Raw genomic sequence first — 15,437 nt, 5'->3', positions numbered from 1 at the left:
CATCAAATTTTCAATAATTTCCCCATAACTTTTCTGTAGTTTAGAATTACGGTATTTAGAACGTAAACTCATTTGGCATGGCTTTTGCTTAACTAAATTTGAAGACTTTTTCTTCATAAATCGCTTATACAGTTAAATGAAATAAATTGCTTTACCTAATTTAGCAGGAGACTATGATGATTAAAAATCGCCTAGAAGTAACAGAAAAAATTATTGCCACCAAAGTTTCTAAAGGTCTGACCTGGGAAAAAGTTGCTAAAGAAGTGGGACTTAGCAAAGAATGGGTTACTGCCGCTTGCTTAGGTCAAATGACCTTAAATGATGAACAAGCAAATAAAGTAGGTGACTTATTTAATTTAAATGAAAATGAGATAAAGTGGTTAAAGGTTGTGCCTTATAAAGGTAGCTTGCCAACCGCGGTGCCTTATGATCCATTGATTTACCGCTTATATGAAGTAATCAGTGTGTATGGCTTAACCATAAAAGAGTTAATTCATGAAGAATTTGGCGATGGGATTATGAGTGCGATTGATTTTTCGATGGACATTCAACGTGAAAACAATCCTGCAGGAGACCGCGTCAATATCCTGTTATCAGGAAAGTTTTTACCTTATAAAACTTTTTAATTGATTAAAGACCTTTGCACAAACCAGCGACCTTCTATCGACACCAATTTCAAACTCAACTAAAAACTGGAATTGGTGTTAAAAGATAGAAAACGTCACCGAATTGGCATAAAAATCTCCTAAATTACAGTTAATTAACGTCTATTGGCTAACATTACCAACCAACTGTAGTGGTCAACTAATTTTGGACAGATAGTAGTTACTCAAAAATACTCGATAAAATCCCTTACCGTCCTATTTTTTTCCGTTTTCTGTGCTAATCCCTTAAATATCAAAAATTAAACACGTCGTAGTCGCATGTGCATACACTTTACCATCTACCCCAATAATTCTTCCTTCAGCAACCGCTGTCTGTCTACCCACGTGGAGGGTGCGACCTTCTGCTCGGACGACAGGCACTTCTTGTGTTAGAGGACGCATCATATTGACTTTAATTTCAAGGGTCGTATAGCCTTTACCTTTAGGCAGTTGTGTCTGTATAGCACAACCTACGGCTGAATCTAATAAGGTACAAAACCATCCCCCATGCACTGAACCTAAAGGGTTGTAATGATGAAATTGGGGATTGCCCTGAAAGATAACCTTGCCTAATTCAACGTGAATCAAGATAAAATCTAAGGTATTAGCAATGGGTGTTGAAGGCAATTCACCTGCAAGCATTTTTTTAAGAAATTCTAATCCAGTGTAGGCGGCTAATTGAGCAGTTGGTATGACACCGACTGTATGTAGACGCTCACGAACTTCCCGTTCTTTTTCTAGCCATTGATTTAATATATTTTCAGAACTCATAAAATTATCCATCGTTATAATAAAGTGTGTTTAACAAAATTCACCACATTTTTTGCCCAGTGTTGGTAGGTTAAGGCACTTGGATGAAAGCCATCTTTGGCAAACAGCGTGGTTTTATCCAATCCACCCGCCTCAAAGTTTGCCACCAAATAATGTACCTGTTGATTGCTCGTGCTAGGCGTATCTTTTACCACCTGCTGTAATGCGGTATCCAAACGTTGTGCCATCCGACCCATAAAGCTGTTGAGTGGACTTGGCAGTGCAGGCATCAGCTGTAGTGGTGGAATACTGACAAATAAAATATGCTTGGCACAAAACTTACGTTTTAAGATAGCAATCATCGCCTGCAGATTGTCCTGCCACTGTGTCACAGCAAGATTCATCACCGTATCATTGACACCCATACTGATGACCACGATATCAACAGCATAAGCTTCCATGACATAAAGCTGACGCAATATGTCAAAACTGGTATATCCAGTGGTCGCTTCCAGTTGCCAATCTATATGCGAGTAATATTGCGCCAATGCTTTGTCTTGGCTCAACCCAGTAACAAATTGACCTAAAAATGCTTGGTCTTGATGCTCGACACCCACACCGACCCCCGCACTGTCACCAATAATTAATACCTTAAGCGGGGGTTGCTGGGGATTGGCGTCAACAAAAGCGGTGGTGCCGTATCGCTCACCGATGGGCTCATCAAGGCGTAACGTGTTTTTTTTGACTTGTTTGGCTTGGTATAGGTAGAGTGGACTTAACAACAAGTGCTGCCATGTCCACAATGGTTGGATTGACATAGTGCAAAACTATCCTTTTGTTAAAGCGTTGGTTATTAGGACGGATTGTATAAAGGCGACTGATTCATCGTTGTTTCAATCCATGATAAGACATTTTCCCATAATGGTTGGGCGCTGGCTCTAAAATAGCCCATATGCCCAATCTTGGGCAGTGATGCAGTTAAGGGAATGTCTAGCAAGGTTAAGTCTGCGTTTGTATAGCCTTGCATAAAGGCATCCCGAGATTTTGGCAATGCCCACAAATCATCCACCGCGTTTGCCGCCACAATAGGCACCTTTATTTGGGCAAATTTTTCTTGCATTTTTTCTGATACAATTGGGTCATCAAAAAAATAATGCGGATATTTGCACCATTGTCGCCACTGCTGATAGACACCATAAGGCAAATCTTCACCCATTCCCAACATTGACATCGGGGTATAACCTTTAAAGAATGTTAAAGCAGGTAAGATAGCGTTCCACAACAAATTAACGCGCATCGATTCTCGGCGTGTCATCCATCCACGCCACCCTGCACCCGTAGCAAAGACATACATACCCGAAATTTTATAATGGTTGGGCAGAAGTCCAAAGGCATGACCACCAAATGAGTGTCCAACGATAAAGGTTGGGGTTTCACCTGTGGCAATTTCATCAATCACTGCCGCCAAATCTAACCTAGCCCAATCAAGAAAACTTGCTTTAAAGCCTTTAAGCCTCGCTACCTTAGATCGAGCAATGCCCCTATAATCAAACGTCACTGTGCGATAGCCATTGTCTGCGGCAAACCTAGAAAATCTTTGGTAAAATTGTTGTGGCACACCCGTTGCCCCTGCGATCACAATTGTGGCTTTATACTCTTCAGGCTCATAGCTTGTGGCTGACAATGCAAAGCCATCGGCTGCTACAATGGTAAAATCTCTTTGAGTGAGGTGTTCAAAAGTAGGTGTCATAAGTCACAATTCATTGGGTGATAAAATGGGTTGATAAAATGCGTCGATAAACTAGGCATTGACCTTAGTCATCTCTTTACTTGCCTTGAAACTGAGCTGGTCGCTTCTCTCTTAAGGATGCGACACCTTCTGCAAAGTCTTGAGATAAAAACAAATCTGGTAAGTAACCAAGGACATTGGCAAAGGCAGTTTTAGGATCTTGCTCAGTCCCTTGTTTCGCAGATTGTAATAAACGTTTGACAGCTAGCGGGGCAGAATGGCTGCTAATCTGTGTGGCAATCTTAAGTGCGACGGCAAACTGCTCGCCTTTAGGCACTACTTGGCTGACCAATCCCATCGCATCTGCCGTCGCGGCATCAAAGCGATCGCCAGTGAGCAAATAAGGCATGGCTTTTTGCCAACCTGCCGTTTGTACAAAACGGATGGTTGCCCCACCAAACGGCATCAAGCCTCGTTGCACCTCCATTTGGGCAAAGCGGCTGTCATCACTGGCAATCACAATGTCGGCATTGAGCATCAGCTCGATACCCGCCGTAAAACAAAGCCCTTGTACCGCAACGACATAAGGTTTAGTGCGTTGCATACCTGACACACCCCAAGGGTCTATACAGTCGTTCGGATAATCAAAAATACCTGACATTACCTTGTCTTTCAGCTCCATTAGATCAAGCCCTGTTGTGAAATTCTCCCCACGCGCATACAGTAAGGCACAGCGTAATTCATCCCGCTGCTCATACTCAGTAAGCGCCTTTGATAGCTCTTGAATCATCACGCTATCAAAGGCGTTATATTTTTCTGGGCGATTGAGCTCAATGAGTAACACGCTATCTTTTTGTTCTACATTCAAACGGACATAATCGGTCTGGAAACTGGCTTTATCTTGGTTATTAGATGTCATCTCTGACTCCTTGTATTAGTTGGCTAAAACTGGCTTACTGGCTAATTGAGCATCGATGCGTTTATAAACGGCTTGTAAGTAACTGGGGTCATCATAAATTCGCCCCAGTAAAATCGCCCCTTCATAATCCGCTACACTTTGCTTGGCTAAGGCATCCGCCTGTGCTTTAGGATAGACCTCATCAAATAACACCTGCATGGTTTGTTGCCAACGGCTTAAAAACTGCTGCGTTAATGCCAGTAGCGATGGCGATAAATACCTTGCCTCACCGCCAATCACTGCTACCAAACAGCCCATACCGCCTTGGCTAAAAAACTGTACCGCCTGCTGATGTAAGCGTTGATAACGTGATTGGGCCGAGCCCGTCTTATGCACCAAACTAAATAATTTATGGTCAACCAGGTCGTGCACATAGCTGAGCATATCTGCTACTAAGCTTTCTTTGTCTTGATATTCGTAATAAAACGCCCCTTTGGTCAAATCACAGGCATTTGCCAACATCGCCATACTGGTCCCTTGATAGCCATGTTGTTTAAAAACAGGCATGCAATACTGTAACAGCTGCTCTCGGCTGAGTTTTTGTGGTCGCATTTTGGTTACGCTCCATTCTTTAAGGTGAAGGGCTTTGACATCTGTACATAGCCCATGACATACGCTAATAGCCCAATCGCCGCAAGTGCCTCTAGCCAAATAAACGCATGAATCTTAAGGCTAATGTGCTCACTGGGGATAAGATAGTGACCCAATACCAATAAACTCATTAAGCAATACAGCACCATACTCACCAAGCCCCAATACAAGTGCTGATGTTTAATCAGCCAAAGTGCCAAAAGGGCAAACGGGGTCATCACAAACCAAAATGCATCCACCAACGTGGGATTGAGCCAGGTAGGTTCGGGATAATGCGCAAAAAACAAAATATTATCCACATAGTGCAAAATCGTGGTGAAAATATTAAACCATACCAACCATTTTAAGGTGGCAAATGTCCAATATTTGCGGTTAGGTTGTTCAATTAGCATATTAACTCGTTAACGATGTCCATTTAGCTCTCTAATAATCATAATAAAACCAATTTAAACGAACGTTTAAAAATAGTCAATAAACATTTTGCTATTAGTGCATGCTGCAAAGCAGTACTTTAAGGTACTCCCCAATGTCTAGACCCATCAATTACCGCCATCAAGTATACAAAGCCCTTGGCTAGGCGAACGTAGGTGATATCCGTACGCCATACCTGATTACACCGTGTAATGGGCAAACTCATCTCGGGGGTGAGCTTGGTTTGGTGCTTTTTAATCAGTCATTCAGGCATAGCCTTCGTCTTGCGCTCGGGCGAAGCGATGCTTCGCTATTTCCTCGCTCAGGCTCAAATTCCCCATTGCGGTCTCGTGGTGTTTCAAGTGCAAAGCTACCAACCGCTGATTTGACCGTCTTTTTGCTGTAGCCATTACGGCGGTTGCCAATAGGATTTTGCTCAAGGTAGCTGTCTATTTCAGCTGATAGGGCAGCTTCGGTAAGTTGTTTGATGAGTGGGGCTAGTACCCCATCACTGCCTGTAATAGGCTTTCCTGATTGAATGGCTTTTAGGGCTTCGTTAAAGTCAAATTTTTGAATGGTGTCATTCCTGTTTTTCTGAACAGTTTATGGGAATGACACAGTTTTTTGAACGCTACCGGCATCCGCTCTATTAGTGATAGACACACTCGGTTTTCAGCATTAATAGAGAAACTAGCCGAAGCAAAACCTAGAGTCATTAAAGTTAAACTATGTTAGAAAAAACTCTAATATCCTGCTTTATAACCTGATAATAATCTTTTTAATACCTCAAAAATGCGCTTATCATCACACTGAGCGACATTAAAACGTAACATGGAGTGAGCGTTTAATGACTGACTAAATACATTGCCGGGTGCTAAAATAATGCCTTCACTCAAACAATCTTTAGCAAGTCTTGCTGCATCAATGTCCATTGGCAGCTGACACCACAAAAACATGCCTGCTTCAGGTACTAAATAAGGCGTTATACCTAAAACAGATAACTTTTGAATAGTTATCTGCATTTTTTTAGCAAGTCGAATTCGTAATGACTCTAGATAACGCTGATATCCACTATCGGAGAGGATTTTAACAATGACTTCAGATGCTAAATGACCACCACCAAATGTGGTGGCAATTTTCAAATCAATCAAATCCTCAATCCATTTTGCTTTTGTTGCGATATAGCCACAACGTAACGATGCAGAGATACTTTTAGAAAAGCTTCCAATTTGAATAACTTGAGATAAATTATCGAATGCAGCTAACCTTGGTGCAGGATTTAATTCAAAATCAGCGAAAATATCATCTTCAATAATGATGATGTTAGTATCACTAACCAGTTTTAATAGTTGATGTGCTTTAACGGTAGATAATCTAGCACCTGTTGGATTATGAATACCTGAATTGGTTATATACAGGCGGGGAGACAACTTTAGCGCTATTTCAAACTTTTCTAAATCTGGACCATCTTTTGTATAAGGGATTCCAACAATATTGACACGATGTGCTTTTAGCAGTGCCTGAAAGTTAAAATAGCAAGGATCATCTATCAGTACAGTATCACCTGGTTCTAGAAAAAACCTACACAATAGATCAATAGCGTGGGTACCTGACTCTGTTAAAACAATTTGATCTACCTCTATATTAATCTCAAGTTTACTAAGCCGTCTGACTAATAATTGCCTTAATACCAAATTTCCTGCAGGAATTGCATATTCTACCAATGGTTTAACATCACAACGAGAAACTTGACGTAATGCTTTACGAAACCCCATTTCATACATCCAAGACTCAGGTAGCCATCCGCAGCCTGGTTTTAGCATATCATCGTTAGCAGTTAATGATTGTCGAGATATCCAAAGTGGGTCTACGGCTCTATCTAAGTTCGGCCCTAAATGATTCAGTGATAGGGGTGCAATGGGCGTATTAATATAATAACCCGAGCCTCTTTTTGACATGATAACCCCCGTAGCCATCAACCGTCCATAGGCCTCTACCACAGTCGAGACAGACACTTGCATTGATTTTGCTTGTAAGCGAACTGAAGGTAAACGTGAGCCAGGTAAGTAAGTACGGTTAGCGATCTTTGCATGAATCGCTTCAATTATTTGATTTACTTTTGAATTGGTTTTAGGCATAGGTACTTATCATTGTACTGAAAATATAATCATAACAGTTCCGATAAACTGTATTTAGATTGTAGCTATTTTACGCTGACTATCCTATGTTTCAATAGTTACTTTAAATTTGACAAATAATAAAATTTTTAAGGTGACGAAAAATGAATAAAGCTGTAAATGGTTGGATAAATGGCATTATAGGTGTCGCTATATTTTCTGGTTCCTTACCAGCAACTCGCTTGGCTGTTGCTGACTTTAACCCTATTTTTTTAACTTGCATTCGTGCCATTATCGCTGCAATATTAGGGTTAGTATTGCTCTTATTATTGAAACAGCCAAAGCCAAAACGGGATAATCTCCCAGCGTTGTTTATCGTTGCGCTAGGCTGTGTTATTGGGTTTCCACTATTAACAGGTATCGCATTAAAATATATCGACTCTGCTCATTCTATTGTATTTGTAGGCTTACTTCCTCTTAGTACTGCAGTCTTCGCGGTACTAAGAACTCAAGAAAGACCAAAACCATTATTTTGGGTGTTTTCACTAATGGGGGCTTTGTGTATCAGTCTTTATGTAGGTTTTACCGGTATAAAGGAGTCGCTGGTAGGTGATTTACTAATGATTACATCGATTGTAGTGTGTGGGTGGGGGTATGCTGAAGGTGCTAAACTTTCTCAAGAGTTAGGTGGTTGGCAGGTAATCTGTTGGGCTTTAGTCTTATCAATGCCAATCTTACTACCAATAGCAATTTTTATGTTCCCGACGACTTTACATAGCATTTCAACCTCTGCATGGATTGGTCTAATGTATGTGTCAGTTTTTAGTATGTTAGTGGGTTTCGTGTTTTGGTACAAAGGCTTGGCTCAAGGGGGTATTGCGGCAGTGGGCCAATTGCAATTGTTACAACCATTTTTAGGATTATTATTGGCTGCCGCTTTGTTACATGAAAATGTAAGCTATTTGATGATATTTACTTCTATAGTGGCAGTCATTTGCGTGATAGGTGCCAAAAAGTATGCAAATTAAACACTCTATACGCTTCACTTGTTATTTTTAAGTATTTACCATTAGGACTTACGCATTTTTAAGTCTCCGCTCGCCCTAAGCCTATCGAACGGTGCGCAAAAGTTATGGTTCGACAAGCTGAGCACGAACGCTTCTTCTATTTTTGCGTAAGCTCTAACACACTTAAATTTTAAGTTCAAATGATTTATTTAACATAATCAAAGATGGGCGAAGTGAAATTGAATTAAGTTCTAAGTCTAAAATGTTCATAAAAACATTCAAAAATTTGTTTATTTCCTTTATTTGTGTTTGTATGGTCAGTACATAAAAACTTTAACCTATTCAATCAATTAGGAAAATTATGGCAACGACTTTTCATATAGCAGGTGTCAACGGTAGCATTGACGGCAATGGCGAACAAACTTTGGTGATGATACATGGTTGGCCCGATACCCAAGCACTGTGGCAAAACCAAGTGGCTTTCTTTAAAAATGACTATCGTTGCGTCACCTTTACGCTACCTCTATTTGATGAGCCACAGGCTCGCCCCAAGGTGTTTTCATTAGAAGACATCATTGATACCATTCGTCAAGTGATTGACTATGTCAGCCCTGACAAGCCGGTGATATTGATGGTACATGATTGGGGTGCTATTTATGGCTATCAATATGTGGTACGTTATCCAAAGAAAGTCAGCCGCTTAATTGGCATTGATGTGGGTGATGCCTATAGTGAAGAGTTTAATGCTAGTTTAACGGTTAAAGATAAGCTGGTGATTGCAGGCTATCAGCTGCCATTAGTGATTGGTTTTCGTTTAAATGGTAGCATTGGTAATAAAATAGCCAGAACAGTAGGCAAAGTCCTAGGAGCACCTGTGGCATCTCAGACGATCCATGCGAATATGGGCTACCCTTATTATGTGGCGTGGACAAAGGCAAAGGGCGGTTTTAAAAACTTACAATCGATTAACTTCACCTGTCCTTACCTTTTCGTCTATGGCACACAAAAACCTACCATGTTTCACTCTGAAGCTTGGCTTGTTAAAATCACGCAGCAACCTAACAATCAGGTGAGCGGGTTTAAGACATCACATTGGGTTACTGTCGATAAGCCCACACTGTTTAACCATACAGTATTAACATGGCTGCAACGACTTGATTGATGTATGCTGAAGAAAACGGAGGAATTTATAAGGTTATTTTTCATTAGAATACTTAATAATATTGAAAATGGAGTAGGCAACTAATTGATTTTAAAGATATTATTTTAACATAACAATTATTGGGTAAGTTGAGTTTGAAGATGAATCAGTTAACAATAGTACTGTCGTAATAGGATAAAATATACCTTCCTTGAATGTAAAACAAGCCAGTGACTACGCTAAGTAAAACTGCACCGAGGCTTAAGACGTATTACCAAACCCACAGTTTAGTAGTCAAAACATTAAACGCAATTCATTTTACCTTGAAAAATCAGCGTTTGTCTCATTAGCTAAAAACTCTTATAGTGACGCTTCAAGTTTTTTAACAAAAGCGAATCAACTATGAGCCAAATATTTGCGCAGGCAACCCCACGAACCCAAGCGCCATACCGTAACGATGTAGTAGGGTCATTTTTACGCACTGACGCGCTAAAAAATGCCAAAACCGAATTGCAAACTGGCAAAATCAACCAAGCGGCATTTGACAAAATCCTAAAAGATGAAATTCAAAATCTTGTGAATCTACAAAAACGCCATGGACTGCACGCCGTGACCGATGGTGAATTTAGCCGTGTGTGGTGGCATTTAGATTTTTTAGCAGGGCTAGATGGCATTGAGATGATTAGCCTGGAAAAATTTCCTGTTGCGTTTAAGGGTGCGAAACCTAAGGGTAACACCATTGCCATTGTGGGTAAAATCGACTTTAGTGACGACCATCCCTTTGTCAACGCCTATCAACTTTTAAAGGACTGTGCAGGTAATTACCCAACAAAATTCACCATCCCATCACCTAGTATGCTGCACTTATTGGCTTGTATACGTGATGAAAATTACCAGCCGATTGACCTTTACCAAGAAGAAAGCCAGCTATTTGATGACATTGCTAACGCATACATTAAAGCGTTAAACAAATTTTATGCATTAGGTCTACGTAATTTACAACTTGATGACACAAGTTGGGGGCAGTTTTGCTCGCTCGATAAACGAGCGGAATTTGAGGCTCGTGGTATTGATTTGGATAAAGTTGCTAAAAATTATGTGACGGTACTCAATCGTATTGTAGATGCCAAACCTGACGATATGCAAATTACCATGCATATTTGTCGTGGTAATTTTCGTTCAACTTGGTTCTCTGAAGGTGGTTATGCGCCTATTGCTGAGGTGTTGTTTGGTACCTGCAGAGTAGATGGTTTTTTCTTGGAATATGATAGTGAACGCGCGGGAGATTTTGCACCGTTACAACATATCAAAAATCAGCAAGTTGTACTAGGTCTAGTTACGTCAAAAACAGGCGACTTGGAAGATAAAAACGTTATTATCGAGCGGATTAAAGAAGCAGCCCAGTTTGTAGATATTAACCAGTTATGTATAAGCCCCCAATGTGGTTTTGCGTCAACCGAAGAGGGTAATATTTTGACTGAAGAAGCCCAATGGGCAAAACTCGATTTAATTAAAGAGATTGCTGATGAGGTATGGGGTAACTAGTGACCTCTGCTGTCAACAACGGAATAAAACACTTGGTAGATTGATGTTACCGTTATTTTCTTTGACTTTGACGATGGCTTCAGATTTGAATGTTTAACTGTATTCTTTTCTTAGTCACGGTAAACTTCTGTTTAGTATTCTAGGTTACCAAATATTTTCTTCCGTTTTTTTCAGCATGCATCAATCAGATTTAGTTATGCCTACCAAACTTTAAAGTAATTGAGTAGAACGCATTGCCTTACACAACAATACTTTATACTTTTTTATTGTCATGTTTAAATAAAACCGCTTAAAAATAATCTGATAATCAAAAAGGTACTTAACCTATGATAATGAATAAAAACGTGAATAATAAATGGTATGCTGACCCATTTTTTCAACAAGCCACCCACACAAGACAGATGTCACAAGGTCAAGCTCAGCTGCCTATTAAGTACTTTGATGTGTCAAGCCTGATTGCTTTTTTTATAGTGGATTATGACAAAGCAGTCAGTGTATTGGACAATCCAAAGTTAAAGGTTGCCAAGCTTATAGGCAATAAAGCGCTATTTAGTCTAGCTTTCTATAATTATCGTGAATTAACTGATGGTGAGCCTTATCACGAAGTTGCATCGAGTATGCTTGTCTATCCTGCAGACCAAGACACACCTGCTCATCCATTGATGGAAATGACATTACCACCAGATCGACGCAATACCGGTATGTGGATTTGTGATTTACCGGTAACCACTGAAGCTGCGTGTCGTGCAGGTAAAGAATTATGGGGCTACCCGAAATTCGTCACTGATATTGATTTTAATTTAAACGATAAGGATTTTAGTAGTTCTGTCAAACATCCAGAGAATCCTCAAACATCTATCTTGTCATTATCAGGTACGATCGGCGTCTCAGTTACCACACCTTGGGCAGACTTAGTTTTATATTCAATGTTAAATGATGCGTTAATACGGGCAACCGCAGATACACGTACATTAAATGGCGCTAAAATTGCCACTAAAGGTAATCTTAAGCTAAATGTTGATTCAACGAACAGTCACCCAATGACACAAAGGCTCAATAGCCTTGAGTTAAATGGCGCGACACCTTTTTCAGTCACCTTTACTGATAGCTTGCAATTGCGTTTAAATGAAGGCGTAATTTTTGATTGATAATTCGAACTTCAAAAACCTGCTTACAGGAGCCACCACAGAAAACGGAACAATAGCACGTTCAGGAATTTTGTCGGGTTTTTTTAAAAGCACTGTTCAAAAATCATTGAATCAATGGGTAGCCTACCTAAAGGCTTGCCTTGATAAATAATTTGATATTCTTCAGATGTTTTAAAAGCGGCATAAAAATTGTAGTATTAATCCTATGTCATCAAGATTATCATTTATCTTTTACTATTTTCATACTATCTATGACATGTGGCTGTATAGCAGCGGCAAATTCAGTATTTTTATTTTCCAAAATAACTTCACTCATAAGTTTAAGGCCGATAGCAAAACGACATGCAGCTTCTTCACTAGGGAATCTCGAACTGGCTTGCATTTTTGCCACAATATCGAATATGTTATCGTGATTAGGCGCATTAAAAATTAGCTTAGGATCATTGACAAGGTTGCCATTGGCATCAGCAAGATGTTCAATAGTGATTTTATATTGATGTTGTTTCATAATTACTCCTAATTTTCATGTCCAATAATTTATGTTTATTTGTTAGCTAGCATTAGCATAGAAAACAGAAAATATACGCTGGTAAATAACTACATCGCGTATGTTTAATTGTTGCCCATATATCTATAAATTCCTGATGATTTCTTACCTACATTATTGATCTTATACCGAGCCATGGTTGTATTTTTTAACGCTTCGGATATCGATGCTAATAAAGCTAATTTCGTCTTTGCTTTTACAAGTTTTACGTAATTTCTTGACCTCTTCTTTAACATTTTTTGAAGGATGCTGTTGCCTTTTTTATCAAGTTCATCCCACTTTTGAGCGTAGAAATAGATCGTTCGCTATATGGGAAAGTCATGGGCAGCTGTCGTCATTGGCAACCTGTTCTGACTACAGACAATAACCCACAGAATACGTCATAAAGGTCAACCGTTCTTGGTTTGGTCTTCTTCCTAGCACTTTCTAGAATGGGTAATATGTACTCAAATTGTTTTCGGCTAATGTCGCTTGGATACGCTTTTCTCATGGTGCATGATTCGGTTATTAATCGATGATGTAGCTTATCCTAGCATATTTTTTAATCGTGAACAGCTTCTAAAATCAAAACTACTTCTTAGCAATCCCATCAATCCACGCAAATAATTCTGGCAAATCATAATCGCCCGAATGTGGCACACCCCAAGGCAAGGCATAGTCCACCGCTTTACCATTCATACGCAATTTTGCGGTCAGCATGGCTGAAATAGCGTGCGACGTATCATAATCATCCGTCCCTGCACGAATCCGCCAATACTGTGAGGCATAAGGATTATTGGCATAATTCATTGCATTCATGACACGGACAATATCTTTATCAGCTAAATTGCTTGCTACGCTACTGTTTTTAAGGCTGTAAGCGGTAAAGTGTTTATTATTGGTGGTCTTATCACCAAACAAATTATTTTCACCTGCGGATAAATCCAACGCATCAAAGGCAGGTGGCGTTTTCATACGTTTTTTGTGTTGCACATAGCCGTCAAAATCGACCGCTACCACTTTACCATCTTTAATCGTTAAGTAGCTGATATTGCTTAAATCTTTGCCTTCGCTAATCGCTTTGTTGGCTGAAGCAATGATTTGTTTTGCTATAAAGTCTTTAAACGAGCCTTTGCCGTTAGCGTCCAAACGTAGGGCTTTGCCGTTTTCATCCTTTAAATTTAAACTGTTTAAATAGCTTGGAAATTGGTTTTGCAAATCTTTAGAAACCGCAAGTTGTTTGTCATTCAGACTGCCTGTGATTTTTGGCATGGGCGTTGAGCGGTCATTATAGCTCTGGGCGTTGAGTTTTGACATATCCATTTGCTCATAGTCAGTAAGTGTGTGAAACTCCCATTCATACCCCGAATCAGCATGGTCTAAATCGGTAATCGGACAATAAGCAGATACCGCAAAAATACGGTCGCTTGCCTTTGCTGAACCTAGTTTGGCAAAGTATTTGTCGTAATCATGGCTGTTAGCACTCGCTCCCAACAGGGCGGACATCGCACCCCCTGCCGATGTGCCGTTAGAGATGATTTTGTTGGCATCGCCTGCCATATTGGCATCGTTGGCGTGTAAATAGCGAACGGCAGATTTCAAGTCGATAATCACCGCAGGGGCTTTGCCTGTGTAGTTACCTTCTGTGCCAAGTGTGCGACCTCTTGCACCGACTGAGGCTACGACATAGCCTTGTTTTAACGCTTGTAAAATGGTGCTGGTTTGTCCACCCATGCCTTTGGCATCCGCGGTACTGGCTAACGCTGGCATATAGCCACCGACTGAATTTGGCAAGAAAATCGGTACCGTTTTGGCAGAATAGCCATTAATTGTGCCATTGGTAAAATAGGCTTCTGGCACATAAAAATTGATGGTTTGATACTCAGGTTCAATTGGGTGCTGAACATAGACGATTTTTTCGACTGCCCGATACGCAATGTTTTGACCATCGACATCAGCGGTTTTTTTGACAAACTTACTGGGGTCAAATTTTAAGCTATAGCCATGAGCAGTTTGGTTGGCAAATGGCGTGTCTTTGAGTGGGTTGTTATCTTGGGGTGTCGCATGAGCAGTAATAGCGATGCTGGTTAAAATAACTGCTGATAAAGGCTTGTTAATAGTCATTGTTATTTCCTTGGGTTAGCTTCATTTATTACTAAATATTTGTCATGATTGTAGCTAAATAGCCAGTGAGATAAACAGTCATTCATATTTATTTTTGTTAACTTTTCTCTTTTATTGAGTAGGTTTTATTTAATGATGGCTTGTAAGTACCTGTTCACAATCTTTTCAATAACAAAGCGATGAAAGCAAGATTGGTAAATTGAAGGCTCGAATTTAAATGACGCTCACAGTTTTTCCATAGACGTCTATTTTTCTCAAGCCAAGCAAACGAACGTTCTACAACTCATCGCTTTGGTATGACTTTAAACGTATCTAATTCATCTCTTTTGGCAACTTCTGTGGTAACGGTTTCGCCTAAAATAGATTTAACACTATTAGCAAATGCCTTACCTCGATAACCGCCATCAACCATCACATTGTTTACACGGCTTAGTCGTTTGGTATTGTGACTCATTAATATGTTGGCACCGTCACGGTCGGTGATGTTAGCGGTCGTGATACAGATAGCATGCGGCAAGCCTTGGCTATCTACCGCAATATGACGTTTAATCCCTAATACTTTTTTACCGGCATCATAACCTTTGTACTTAGCAGTATCGGTTTTCTTAACGCTTTGAGCATCGATGATGATAAAACTGGTTTTGCCCTTACGTTTGTGTTTCTTTCGCGCTTTTTTGACCCATTTTTTTTAAGAACCTGTTCACGATTAAAAAATATGCTAGGATAAGCGACATAATCAATTAATA

Annotated in this window: 14 protein-coding genes and 3 pseudogenes; 5 read left to right on the top strand and 12 right to left on the bottom strand. The window is 40.0% G+C overall.

Features of this window, described 5'->3' with window-relative positions:
* The first annotated feature begins 176 nt into the window (after positions 1-176).
* The gene (gene cynS / locus RT064_RS10380) at positions 177-626 is read left to right on the top strand and encodes a cyanase (RefSeq protein WP_313063230.1); all 450 of its coding nucleotides are present in this window, start codon (positions 177-179) and stop codon (positions 624-626) included.
* Between the two features lie 264 nt (positions 627-890).
* On the opposite strand, the gene RT064_RS10375 is transcribed toward cynS, so the two are convergent.
* From RT064_RS10375 to RT064_RS10340, 8 genes and pseudogenes are all read right to left on the bottom strand, one after another.
* Complete coding sequence (locus tag RT064_RS10375; RefSeq protein ID WP_313063228.1) at positions 891-1,415, bottom strand: PaaI family thioesterase; 525 nt, start codon at positions 1,413-1,415, stop codon at positions 891-893.
* A gap of 14 nt (positions 1,416-1,429) precedes the next feature.
* Positions 1,430-2,212 carry an SGNH/GDSL hydrolase family protein gene (locus RT064_RS10370; RefSeq protein WP_313063227.1) on the bottom strand — a complete coding sequence of 261 codons (783 nt, stop codon included), beginning with the start codon at positions 2,210-2,212 and terminating at the stop codon, positions 1,430-1,432.
* Positions 2,213-2,247: 35 nt separating this feature from the next.
* A complete protein-coding gene (locus RT064_RS10365; RefSeq protein ID WP_313063226.1) occupies positions 2,248-3,144 on the bottom strand; it encodes an alpha/beta hydrolase family protein in 897 nt (298 codons plus the stop codon).
* 76 nt (positions 3,145-3,220) lie between these two features.
* A complete protein-coding gene (locus tag RT064_RS10360; RefSeq protein WP_313063225.1) occupies positions 3,221-4,042 on the bottom strand; it encodes a crotonase/enoyl-CoA hydratase family protein in 822 nt (273 codons plus the stop codon).
* Between the two features lie 15 nt (positions 4,043-4,057).
* Positions 4,058-4,633 (bottom strand): TetR/AcrR family transcriptional regulator, encoded by a 576-nt coding sequence (locus tag RT064_RS10355; protein WP_313063224.1) that lies wholly within the window; start codon positions 4,631-4,633, stop codon positions 4,058-4,060.
* A gap of 5 nt (positions 4,634-4,638) precedes the next feature.
* A complete protein-coding gene (locus RT064_RS10350) occupies positions 4,639-5,064 on the bottom strand; it encodes a hypothetical protein (protein ID WP_313063223.1) in 426 nt (141 codons plus the stop codon).
* 340 nt (positions 5,065-5,404) lie between these two features.
* Positions 5,405-5,659 (bottom strand): annotated as a pseudogene (locus tag RT064_RS10345) (transposase); the annotation flags it as partial.
* Between the two features lie 167 nt (positions 5,660-5,826).
* Positions 5,827-7,221 (bottom strand): aminotransferase-like domain-containing protein, encoded by a 1,395-nt coding sequence (locus RT064_RS10340; protein WP_313063222.1) that lies wholly within the window; start codon positions 7,219-7,221, stop codon positions 5,827-5,829.
* Positions 7,222-7,364: 143 nt separating this feature from the next.
* Here RT064_RS10340 and RT064_RS10335 point away from each other — a divergent pair, with 143 nt between their 5' ends.
* From RT064_RS10335 to RT064_RS10320, 4 genes are all read left to right on the top strand, one after another.
* The gene (locus RT064_RS10335; protein WP_313063221.1) at positions 7,365-8,228 is read left to right on the top strand and encodes a DMT family transporter; all 864 of its coding nucleotides are present in this window, start codon (positions 7,365-7,367) and stop codon (positions 8,226-8,228) included.
* A 340-nt stretch (positions 8,229-8,568) separates the two neighbouring features.
* On the top strand, positions 8,569-9,369 hold the full coding sequence (locus RT064_RS10330) for an alpha/beta fold hydrolase (RefSeq protein ID WP_313063220.1): 801 nt from the start codon (positions 8,569-8,571) through the stop codon (positions 9,367-9,369).
* 381 nt (positions 9,370-9,750) lie between these two features.
* Positions 9,751-10,893, top strand: a complete 1,143-nt coding sequence (locus RT064_RS10325) for a 5-methyltetrahydropteroyltriglutamate--homocysteine S-methyltransferase (RefSeq protein WP_313063219.1) — start codon at positions 9,751-9,753, stop codon at positions 10,891-10,893.
* A 326-nt stretch (positions 10,894-11,219) separates the two neighbouring features.
* Positions 11,220-12,041 carry an acetoacetate decarboxylase family protein gene (locus RT064_RS10320; RefSeq protein WP_313063218.1) on the top strand — a complete coding sequence of 274 codons (822 nt, stop codon included), beginning with the start codon at positions 11,220-11,222 and terminating at the stop codon, positions 12,039-12,041.
* Positions 12,042-12,261: 220 nt separating this feature from the next.
* Here the strand turns inward: RT064_RS10320 and RT064_RS10315 are convergent, their stop codons facing one another.
* The 4 genes and pseudogenes from RT064_RS10315 to RT064_RS10300 form a co-directional block, all read right to left on the bottom strand.
* Positions 12,262-12,549 (bottom strand): DUF3861 family protein, encoded by a 288-nt coding sequence (locus RT064_RS10315; protein WP_313063217.1) that lies wholly within the window; start codon positions 12,547-12,549, stop codon positions 12,262-12,264.
* Between the two features lie 116 nt (positions 12,550-12,665).
* Positions 12,666-13,078, bottom strand: a pseudogene (locus RT064_RS10310) (transposase); the annotation flags it as partial.
* 80 nt (positions 13,079-13,158) lie between these two features.
* Complete coding sequence (locus RT064_RS10305) at positions 13,159-14,691, bottom strand: subtype B tannase (protein WP_313063216.1); 1,533 nt, start codon at positions 14,689-14,691, stop codon at positions 13,159-13,161.
* A 154-nt stretch (positions 14,692-14,845) separates the two neighbouring features.
* Positions 14,846-15,379: pseudogene (locus RT064_RS10300) on the bottom strand (IS5 family transposase); the annotation flags it as partial.
* Positions 15,380-15,437: the final 58 nt, after the last annotated feature.

Origin of the sequence: Moraxella sp. CTOTU49097, assembly GCF_032064105.1 — a bacterium.
Taxonomy (GTDB): Bacteria; Pseudomonadota; Gammaproteobacteria; order Pseudomonadales; family Moraxellaceae; genus Faucicola; species Faucicola osloensis_B.
This window is presented reverse-complemented; position numbering and strand designations above follow the sequence as displayed.